Origin of the sequence: Desertihabitans aurantiacus, assembly GCF_003344635.1 — a bacterium.
Classification (GTDB): Bacteria; Actinomycetota; Actinomycetes; order Propionibacteriales; family Propionibacteriaceae; genus Desertihabitans; species Desertihabitans aurantiacus.
This window is the reverse complement of record NZ_QPKK01000160.1, coordinates 1-9,351: the sequence shown is the minus strand read 5'-3', so window position 1 is coordinate 9,351 and position 9,351 is coordinate 1. Positions and strand designations below refer to the sequence as shown.

General features: G+C 72.6%; 6 protein-coding genes and 1 pseudogene. 2 read left to right on the top strand and 5 right to left on the bottom strand.

All coding sequences use genetic code 11. The annotated features are described in order from the left end of the window. A pseudogene (locus tag DVA66_RS13040) lies at nt 1-641 on the bottom strand (sugar ABC transporter permease); the annotation flags it as partial. A gap of 253 nt (nt 642-894) precedes the next feature. Here DVA66_RS13040 and DVA66_RS13035 point away from each other — a divergent pair. Next, nucleotides 895-2,463 carry a glycoside hydrolase family 43 protein gene (locus DVA66_RS13035; protein ID WP_114560479.1) on the top strand — a complete coding sequence of 523 codons (1,569 nt, stop codon included), beginning with the start codon at nt 895-897 and terminating at the stop codon, nt 2,461-2,463. Next, nucleotides 2,463-4,448 (top strand): DUF6807 family protein, encoded by a 1,986-nt coding sequence (locus tag DVA66_RS13030; protein ID WP_114560480.1) that lies wholly within the window; start codon nt 2,463-2,465, stop codon nt 4,446-4,448. Before DVA66_RS13035 ends, DVA66_RS13030 begins: the two co-directional genes overlap by 1 nt. Before the next feature lie 29 nt (nt 4,449-4,477). Here the strand turns inward: DVA66_RS13030 and DVA66_RS13025 are convergent, their stop codons facing one another. The 4 genes from DVA66_RS13025 to DVA66_RS13010 all read right to left on the bottom strand — a co-directional run. Continuing rightward, nucleotides 4,478-5,329: an EamA family transporter gene (locus DVA66_RS13025; RefSeq protein ID WP_232821941.1), complete on the bottom strand. Its 852-nt coding sequence runs from the start codon at nt 5,327-5,329 to the stop codon at nt 4,478-4,480. A gap of 171 nt (nt 5,330-5,500) precedes the next feature. After that, nucleotides 5,501-8,038 carry an ATP-dependent Clp protease ATP-binding subunit gene (locus tag DVA66_RS13020; RefSeq protein ID WP_114560477.1) on the bottom strand — a complete coding sequence of 846 codons (2,538 nt, stop codon included), beginning with the start codon at nt 8,036-8,038 and terminating at the stop codon, nt 5,501-5,503. Nucleotides 8,039-8,320: 282 nt separating this feature from the next. Beyond that, nucleotides 8,321-8,662, bottom strand: coding sequence for a histone-like nucleoid-structuring protein Lsr2 (locus tag DVA66_RS13015; protein WP_114560476.1), 342 nt, complete (start codon nt 8,660-8,662; stop codon nt 8,321-8,323). A 124-nt stretch (nt 8,663-8,786) separates the two neighbouring features. After that, on the bottom strand, nt 8,787-9,351 hold a 565-nt coding region (locus DVA66_RS13010), incomplete at its 5' end, for a hypothetical protein (protein WP_157973982.1).

Genomic DNA, 9,351 nt, shown 5'->3' with positions numbered 1-9,351 from the left:
AGCGCGGCCAGGTAGACGATCGTGCCCCATCCGGCGGTGCGCCAGATGTGCTGGAAGACGTACATCGGGCGCAGCCACTCGGGATCGGTGAGGAACGCGACGGGTTCTCCGCCGAGGGCGACGAGGAGGTTGTTGATGGCGCCGCCGTCGGTGGTGAGCATGACGTAGAAGAGCGACACCACGATCACCCAGGACATGAAGTGCGGGATGTAGATGATGGTCTGCACGCTGCGCTGGAAGACCTTGCTCCGCAGCTCGTTGAGCAGCAGCGCCAGGACGATCGGGACCGGGAACGAGAACACCATCAGCAGCAGCGAGAGCACCAGGGTGTTGCGCAGCAGCATGACGAAGGTGTCGTCGGTGAACAGCCGCGTGAAGTGCTCGAAGCCCACCCAGGGGCTGCCGAAGATGCCCAGGTAGGTCCGGTAGTCCTGGAACGAGATGACCAGCCCGCCCATGGGGACGTACTTGAACACCGCGAAGTAGAGCAGGCCGGGCAGCGCCATCAGGTACAGCGCGCGCTGCCGCCACACCCGCGTCCACAGCGACCTGCGGCGCGTGGCGGGTGGCGGGCCTCCGTCGGCGGGCACGTCGCGGACCGGGCCTCCGCCGAGACCGGGGGCGATGGTTGCGTCAGCCACTGTGGACGTCCTACTCCTCGTCGAGTTCGGGGCGATCGACCTGAGAAACCGGTCTCTCGGCTGGCCGCCAGTCTGGGAGATGGCTCCGGCCGGTGTCAATGCCCTTCCGTGAGCGAGTCCATGTCACCGCTCTGCGCCCGAGCCGGCTTTGCTAGGGTCACGACTGCGGCAGCCGAGAAATCGGTCTCTCACGCCTCGCCCCGGACGCGACGTCGCGTCCGGCGGCCTCCTCGCACCGGCCCTAGGAGTCGCCATGCACCGTCGCTCGAACCCGGTCCTCGACGCCGACTGGCCCGATCCCGACGCCATCCGGGTGGGCGAGGAGATCTGGATGGTCGCCTCCAGCTTCAACCGCGCCCCGGGGCTGCCGCTGCTGCGCTCGCGCGACCTCGTCGACTGGGAGCACGTGACCAACGCGCTGCCCGCCCTGGAGCCGGCCGGGCACTACGCGCTCCCCCGGCGCGGCAGCGGTGTCTGGGCCCCGAGCATCCGCGAGCACGACGGCGAGGTCTTCCTCGTCTACCCCGACCCCGACCACGGCATCTTCGTGCTGCGGGCCCCGCACCCCTCGGGGCCCTGGAGCACCCCGCACCTGCTGCTGCCGGGTCGCGGGCTGATCGACCCCTGCCCGCTGTGGGACGAGGACGGGCGGGCCTACCTCGTGCACGGCTGGGCGCGGTCGCGGGCCCGGGTGAAGAACCGGCTGTCGCTGGTCGAGATCACCCCGGACCTGCGCTCCCCGCTGGGCCCCGGCGAGGTCATCATCGACGGGGACGCCCTCGACATGACGACCCTGGAGGGCCCGAAGGCCTACCGCCACGACGGCTACGTCTGGATCTGGGCCCCCGCCGGAGGGGTCGCCGACGGCTACCAGGTGGTGTTCCGGGCCCGTCACCCGCGGGGACCCTTCGAGCACCGGGTCGTGCTGGCCCAGCAGGGCTCGTCCACCAACGGGCCGCACCAGGGCGCCCTGGTCGACGACGCCACCGGCGCCCACTGGTTCCTGCACTTCCAGGACCGCGGGGTCTTCGGCCGGGTGGTGCACCTGCAACCGGTCGTCCTCGGCGAGGACGGCTGGCCGCACGTCGGCGAGCCGGTCGACGAGCACCTCGGCCGGCCGGTCGACGAGGTCCCGCTCCTCGGCGCCGTCGCCACCGGCCGCTCCGACGACGACGCCCCCGGCTACCGCGAGCCGCTGCGTTCGGACGACTTCGCCACCCCCGGTCTGCACCCGCGCTGGCACTGGCAGGCCAACCCCGACCCGCAGTGGGTCCGTGCCGACGGGGACGGCCGGATCGGTCTGGCCGCGGTGGCCAGCCCGCGCGGTGACCTGCGCGACCACGGCGCCGTGCTCGGCCAGCAGCTGCCGGGACGCCCCTCGGTCTGGCGCACCACCCTCGAGCTGCCCGCGCTGGCGCCCGGGTCCCCGCTCCCGGCTCCGGAGCGGGCGGGTGTGGTGGTGCTGGGCCACGCCTACGCCTGGGCCGGGCTCCGCCGGGACGCCGACGGCGTCTCGCTCGTCTCCGGCGTGATGGGGCCAGACGACGCGGACGAGGTGCTCACCGTGCACCGCCGGCTCGCGACCGACCCCGCCGCGAAAGCCCGCGTCCGGCTCTCCGTCGCCGTGGACGCGGCCGGCCGGGTCACGCTGACCGCCGACGACGACGTGCTGCTCGACGGCTGGCAGAGCCGGGAGGGACACTGGATCGGCGCCGAGGTCGGCCTGTTCGCCGCGGCGGACGGGCTGCTGGGTGCCGTGGGCGACGACCGTCGCGCGCAGTTCGGCCCGGTGGCCGTGGAACGTGAGGGGGAGGCGGCGTGATGCTGCGACGCAGCGGGGGCCCGACCATCACCCAGGTCGCGGAGGCGGCCGGGGTCTCGCGGGCCACCGTCTCCCGCGTGCTCAACGGCCGCACCACCGTCGACCCGGCGATCGGGGCCCGGGTCAGGGCGGCGGCGTCCATGCTCGACTACCACCCGAACCTGACCGCCCGCAGCCTCTCGGTGGGGCGCACGCTGACCATCGCGGTGATGGTGCCGGACCTCGGCAACCCGCTGTTCCAGAGCATCCTGCGGGGGGTCACCGCCGCCGCCGAGGAGCAGGGGTACGGCGTGCTCGTCGCGGAGGCGCCCGACCGCAGGCGGGAGGCCGCGATCGCGCGGGAGGCACGGCGGCGCTGCGACGCCCTCGTGCTGGTCGCGCCGCGGATGGAGGAGGAGACCCTGGTGCAGGTGACCGACCAGGTCGCCCCGGTGGTCCTCGTCAACCGCCCCGGGCAGCTGCCGGGGGTGGCCAGCATCGGCATCGACTACCGGCGCGGGATGCAGCTGCTCGCCGAGCACCTGCTCGCCCTGGGGCACGAGGACCTGCTCTACCTCGGCGGGCACGCCGACAGCGCCGTGAACCGGGAGCGGGTGGAGGCGCTGAACGCGCTGCAGACGCGTCACCCGCGTGTCCGGGTGCGCACGCAGGAGGCCGGCGCCACGATGACCTCCGGCTACGCCGCCGCCGAGTCCGTGCTCGAGAGCGGCGCGACCGCCGTCCTCGCCTTCAACGACCTGGTGGCCTTCGGCCTGCTCTCGCGGCTCAACGAGTTCGGCGTCAACGTGCCCGCCGACCTCTCGGTGACCGGGGTGGACGGCATCGAGCTGGCCCGGTTCGCGGTGCCGTCGCTGACCACCATCAGCCAGGGCACCGAGGACCTGGGCCGCGCGGTGTGGACCCTGCTGCAGGACCGGGTCGCGGCCCACCACAGCGCCGACGACGCCGACGGCACCGACCCGACCGCGCCCGTGCTGCTGCCCCCGGTGCTGGTCGAGGGCGACAGCACCGGGCGGGTCCCGCCGTCCCGCCTGCCCGAGCCGCTGACCGTGCCCGGTGGGGCCGCGGCCAGCCGGCGCGAGGCGGCGCGCAAACCGCTGGGGTGGACCCGCGAGGGCGCCGACTGGACCCTCCTGCACGGCGGGAGCCTGCTGGCCGCCGCGGTGACCGGCGCCGCCATGGCGCCGCTGCACAGCCCCCGTCCGCACCTGCACCCGGTGCGCTCGCTGGCGGGCCGGGCGATGACGGTGACCAACCCGCTGGACCACCGGCACCACTTCGGCGCCTCGCTCACGGTGCCCGACGTCAACGGCACCACCTACTGGGGCGGACGCACCTACGTGGAGGGCCGCGGGCCGACGCTGCTCAACAACCACGGCCGGCAGGAGGTGCTGGAGACGACCACCGAGGGCAACGGCACCGACCTGCACCAGACGGTGCGCTGGCACTCCCACGACGGCAGCCCCCTGCTGCTCGAGGACCGCCGGCTGGCCGCGTCCGCGCTCCCCGAGCACGACGCGTGGGCGCTCTCCTGGCGCAGCCGGCTGCAGGCCGACAGCGTCGAGGTGCAGCTGACCAGCCCCGCCGTCCGGGGCCGGCTGGGTGCCGGTTACGGCGGGTTCTTCTGGCGGCTGCCCACCACCGCCGAGACCCGGCTGGTGGTTCCGGGAGGGGTCGGCGAGGCGGTCGCCCACGGCAGCACGGCGCCGTTCGTCGTCGTCCAGCAGCGGCACGGCGACGGCTGGTGCAGCCTCGTCCTCGTCCAGGACGAGGAGGGCCAGGGCCGGATCGACCCCTGGTTCGTCCGGGGAGCCGACTACGTGGGCGTCGGGACCGGCCTGGCCTGGCACGAGCCGCTGCGGATACCGCTCCGCGGCTCCGTCGACGTCCGGGTCCGGGCGGTGGTGGTCGACCGCGCGGTGGAGGCCGCGGACGTCCCGGGGCTGCTCGCCGAGATCCCCCCGACCGGGCACGACGTCGCCTGACGCGGGCCGCCGCCCGGGTGGTCCGGGGGCTACCCGTCGGGCACGGCGCGGGGAGCCCGGGTGGCGCCCACGCTGGCCACCACCACGCACGCCAGGGCGAGCCACTGCGCGCCGGTGAGCCGCTCCCCCAGCAGCACCAGCGCCGCCAGGGCCGCAGCGGCCGGCTCCAGGCTCATCAGCACCCCGAACACCCGCGGCGGCATCCGACGCAGCGCGGTCAGCTCCAGGCTGTAGGGCAGCACCGAGGAGAGCATGCCCACGGCCAGCCCGAGCACCAGGACGGTGGGGTCGAGCAGCCGGGGACCGCCCTCCAGCACCCCCGGCGCAGCGACGAGCACGAGCCCGACCGTGCTGGCCACCGCCAGTCCGGAGATGCCCTCCCAGCGGCCGGCCGTCCGCGCCCCGAGCAGGATGTAGCCGGCCCAGAACGCGCCGGCCGCCACCGCGAACCCGACCCCGGCCGCGGTCAGCCCCGTCGGGTCGAACCCGAGCAGCAGCACCCCGACCCCGGCCAGCCCCACCCACACCAGGTCGCGGGGCCGGCGCGAGCCGAGGACGGCCACCGCCAGGGGGCCGAGGAACTCGATGGTCACCGCCATGCCCAGCGGGATCCGCGCGAAGGACTGGTAGATGCAGACGTTCATGCCGGCCAGGCACACCCCGTAGCCCAGCGCCACCAGCCAGTCGGTGCGGCTGCGCCCGGTGAGCCGCGGACGGGCCACCGCCACCAGCACGACGGTCGAGGTCGCCAGGCGCAGCAGCACGAAGGCCATCGGGCCGACCAGCGCGAAGGCGTCCTTGGCGACGGCGGCACCGACCTGCACCGAGACGATCCCGGTGACCACGAGCCAGAACGGCGGCACCCGGTCGAGCACGGACACCGGCCCCTCCTCTGCTGACGACCCCGGATCGCGGGCGGACCCCATCCTCCCCGATCCGGCCCCGGGGACGCGCCACCGCCCACGCCCGGGAGCCCCGGGCACGGCAGAGGCCCCCGAGCGGGTGCTCGGGGGCCTCTTGGCGGTCGTGCGGTCAGCCCGCCCGGCGGGAGGTCAGGAGGCCTGCTCGCCGCTCTCGGACCCACCGTCGGCGCTCAGCGCCACCGGCGGGGCGTCGGGCAGCTCGCTGCGGGCCGTCCCCGTGAAGGTGAACGGGTGCTCGGCACCCTCGGTCTCGTCGACGTCCACCAGCACGATCTCGCCGGACTTCAGCTCGCCGAAGAGGATCCTCTCGGCGAGGTGGTCCTCGATGTCGCGCTGCAGGGCCCGACGCAGCGGCCGTGCACCCAGCACCGGGTCGAAGCCGCGCTTGGCGACCAGCGACTTGGCGGCCTGGGTGAGCTCGATGCCCATGTCCTTGTCCTTCAGCCGCTCCTCGACCTGGGCCACCATGAGGTCGACGATCCGCTCGATGTCGGAGTGCGTCAGCTGGTGGAACACCACGATCTCGTCGATGCGGTTGAGGAACTCCGGACGGAAGTGCTGCTTGAGCTCGTCGGCGACCTTGCCCTTCATCTTCTCGTAGCTGCCGACGTCGTCACCGCTGCGCGTGAAGCCCAGGTTCACCCCGCGCGAGATGTCGCGGGTACCGAGGTTGGTGGTCATCACGATCACGGTGTTCTTGAAGTCGACCACGCGGCCCTGGGCGTCGGTCAGACGACCCTCGTCCAGGATCTGCAGCAGCGAGTTGAAGATGTCGGGGTGGGCCTTCTCGATCTCGTCGAAGAGGACCACGCTGAACGGCTTGCGGCGGACCTTCTCGGTGAGCTGGCCACCCTCCTCGTACCCGACGTAGCCGGGAGGCGAGCCGAACAGCCGGCTGGCGGTGTGCTTCTCGCTGTACTCCGACATGTCGAGGGAGATCAGGGCGTCCTCGTCACCGAACAGGAACTCGGTGAGCGCCTTGGTCAGCTCGGTCTTACCGACACCGGACGGACCGGCGAAGATGAACGAGCCGCTGGGACGCTTCGGGTCCTTCAGCCCGGCACGGGTGCGGCGGATCGAGCGCGAGAGCGCCTTGACCGCGTCGTGCTGGCCGATGTACCGCTTGCCCAGCTCCTCCTCCATGTGGAGCAGCCGCGAGGACTCCTCCTCGGTGAGCTTGAAGACGGGGATGCCGGTGGCCGAGGACAGCACCTCGGCGATGACCTCCTCGTCGACCTCGGCGACGACGTCCATGTCACCGGCCTTCCAGGCCTCTTCCTTCTCGGCCCGGGCGGCGCTCAGCTTCTTCTCGTCGTCGCGGAGACCCGCGGCGCGCTCGAAGTCCTGGGCGTCGATCGCCGCCTCCTTCTCCAGCCGGACGGCCGCGATCTTCTCGTCGAACTCGCGCAGGTCCGGCGGCGCCGTCATGCGACGGATCCGCAGCCGGGCACCGGCCTCGTCGATCAGGTCGATCGCCTTGTCGGGCAGGAACCGGTCCTGGATGTAGCGGTCGGCCATCTGGGCGGCCGAGGCCAGGGCGGAGTCGGTGATGGTGATCCGGTGGTGCGCCTCGTAGCGGTCGCGCAGCCCTCGCAGGATGTCGATGGTGTGCGCGATCGACGGCTCGGCGACCTGGATCGGCTGGAAACGGCGCTCCAGGGCGGCGTCCTTCTCGATGTGCTTGCGGTACTCGTCGAGGGTGGTCGCCCCGATGGTCTGCAGCTCACCACGGGCCAGCATCGGCTTGAGGATCGAGGCCGCGTCGATGGCGCCCTCGGCGGCACCCGCACCCACCAGGGTGTGGATCTCGTCGATGAACAGCACCACGTCACCGCGGGTGCGGATCTCCTTGAGGACCTTCTTCAGCCGCTCCTCGAAGTCACCGCGGTAGCGCGAGCCGGCGACCAGCGAGCCGAGGTCGAGGGTGTAGATCTGCTTGTCGCGCAGGGTCTCGGGCACGTCACCGCGCACGATCGCCTGGCTCAGGCCCTCCACGACGGCGGTCTTGCCGACGCCCGGCTCACCGATCAGCACCGGGTTGTTCTTGGTGCGGCGGGAGAGCACGGTCATCACGCGCTCGATCTCGGGCTCGCGCCCGATCACCGGGTCGAGCTTGTTCTCCCGGGCGGCCTGGGTGAGGTTGCGGCCGAACTGGTCGAGCACCGTCGAGGACGACGGGGCACCGGACCCGCTCTGCTCGGGGGCGCCGGAGGTCGCGGCCTCCTTGCCCTGGAAACCGCTGAGCAGCTGCAGCACCTGGTTGCGCACGCGGTTGAGGTCGGCGCCCAGCTTGACCAGCACCTGCGCAGCCACACCCTCACCCTCACGGATCAGGCCGAGCAGGATGTGCTCGGTGCCGATGTAGGTGTGGTTGATCTGCAGGGCCTCGCGCAGGCTCAGCTCGAGCACCTTCTTGGCGCGCGGGGTGAAGGGGATGTGGCCCGTCGGGGACTGCTGCCCGTGGCCGATGATCTCCTCGACCTTCTCCCGGACGGCCTCCAGCGAGATGCCGAGCGACTCCAGCGCCTTGGCGGCGACGCCCTCCCCCTCGTGGATCAGCCCGAGCAGGATGTGCTCGGTGCCGATGTAGTTGTGGTTGAGCATCCGGGCCTCGTCCTGGGCGAGCACCACCACTCGTCGGGCCCTGTCGGTGAACCGTTCGAACATCGTCATCTCCTCACGAGGTGCCCGGTCTGGCCGCCCGCTCGGGGGACGTGCCGCCTGGCACCTGCTTCAACTCTAGTCAGCGCCCTCCCCCTCCGGTGGTCCGGCGCCGGATGCTGACCGGATGCCGTCGTCGGGGTGGGAACCTCCACCCGTGCAACGGTGCCCCCTCCGGGCCTGTTCCGGTGCGGTGTTCGCCCACGGCGCAACGGCCCCGCGTCGGCGTCCGGACACGGACGGAGGCACCCCGCGCACGGGGTGCCTCCGTGGTGCCGCTGCTGCTGGTCAGCCGTTGGCGCGCTCGTAGGCCTCGCGCACGTTGTCGGGGACCCGGCCGCGGGAGCTGACCTCCATGCCGTTCTCGGCCGCCCAGGCGCGGATCTCCGCCGGCGACGCCGAGGAGTCGGACTTGCTGCTCGCCGCCTGACGGGTCGTCTGGCGGCGACGGCGGCCACCGACCCGACGGGCGTGGCTGATCCACAGCGCGAGGTCGGAATGCAGCTTCTCGGCGTTCTGGTCGGAAAGGTCGATCTCGTACTCGACACCGTCGAGTGCGAATGTCACGGTCCGGTCGGCCGGGCCGTTGTCGATGTCGTCCTCGAGCACGATCTCGACGCGTTGTGCCATGGTGGTTCCTCTCGTTTGTGCTCCGGCCGAAACAGTTCGACATTAGTACAGCAGGAACGCGACGGCAAAAGAGAACTCGCCCGAACCCGGGAGGGATTCGAGCGAGTCGGAAAAGAATGGAGAATCAGGCCTGCTTGCGACTCTGCTCGCCGAACTCCAGCGCGTTCACGGCCCGCAGGTCGATCACCGTCGGGTGGTCCCCGTCGGCCCAGATCTGCTCGGCGGTGGGCAGCTGGTCGAGCATCCGCGGGTGGTGCACCACCTCACCGCCGGAGAGGGAGACCAGCTCGGCCTCGCGGCGGGCCAGCTCGGCGCGCAGCTCGACCAGGGTGGCGTCACGCTCGGCGACCTGGGCGGTGAGCGCCGCCTTGTCGCCGCGCAGGGTGGAGACCTCGGGCAGCAGCCGGGCGATCTGGTGGCGCAGGTCGGCGACCTGGGAGCGCAGCGTGGTCACCCGGTGCTCCAGCACCTCGGTGTGCTTGCGCTGGTTGGCGAAACGCTCCTCGAGGGTGTCGAGGACGGCCATCGTGTTGGCCCGCTCGGCGCGCACCTCGTCGCGGTGGGCCGACACCTGGGCGCGCAGGGTCTCGGCGTGCCGCTCCCGCTGCTGACGCAGCGCGCGGGCGGCGGCCCGCCAGGCGAGCAGCAGCGCGAGCCCGCCGGCGAGCACGGCGACGGCCAGCCCGGCG

What these genes read in the sequence shown, in the direction of transcription:
- DVA66_RS13015 (WP_114560476.1), bottom strand. Translation starts at nt 8,662, where the DNA reads ATGGCACAACGCGTCGAGATCGTGCTCGAGGACGACATCGACAACGGC.
- DVA66_RS13020 (WP_114560477.1), bottom strand. Translation starts at nt 8,038, where the DNA reads ATGTTCGAACGGTTCACCGACAGGGCCCGACGAGTGGTGGTGCTCGCC.
- DVA66_RS13030 (WP_114560480.1), top strand. Translation starts at nt 2,463, where the DNA reads ATGCTGCGACGCAGCGGGGGCCCGACCATCACCCAGGTCGCGGAGGCG.
- DVA66_RS13035 (WP_114560479.1), top strand. Translation starts at nt 895, where the DNA reads ATGCACCGTCGCTCGAACCCGGTCCTCGACGCCGACTGGCCCGATCCC.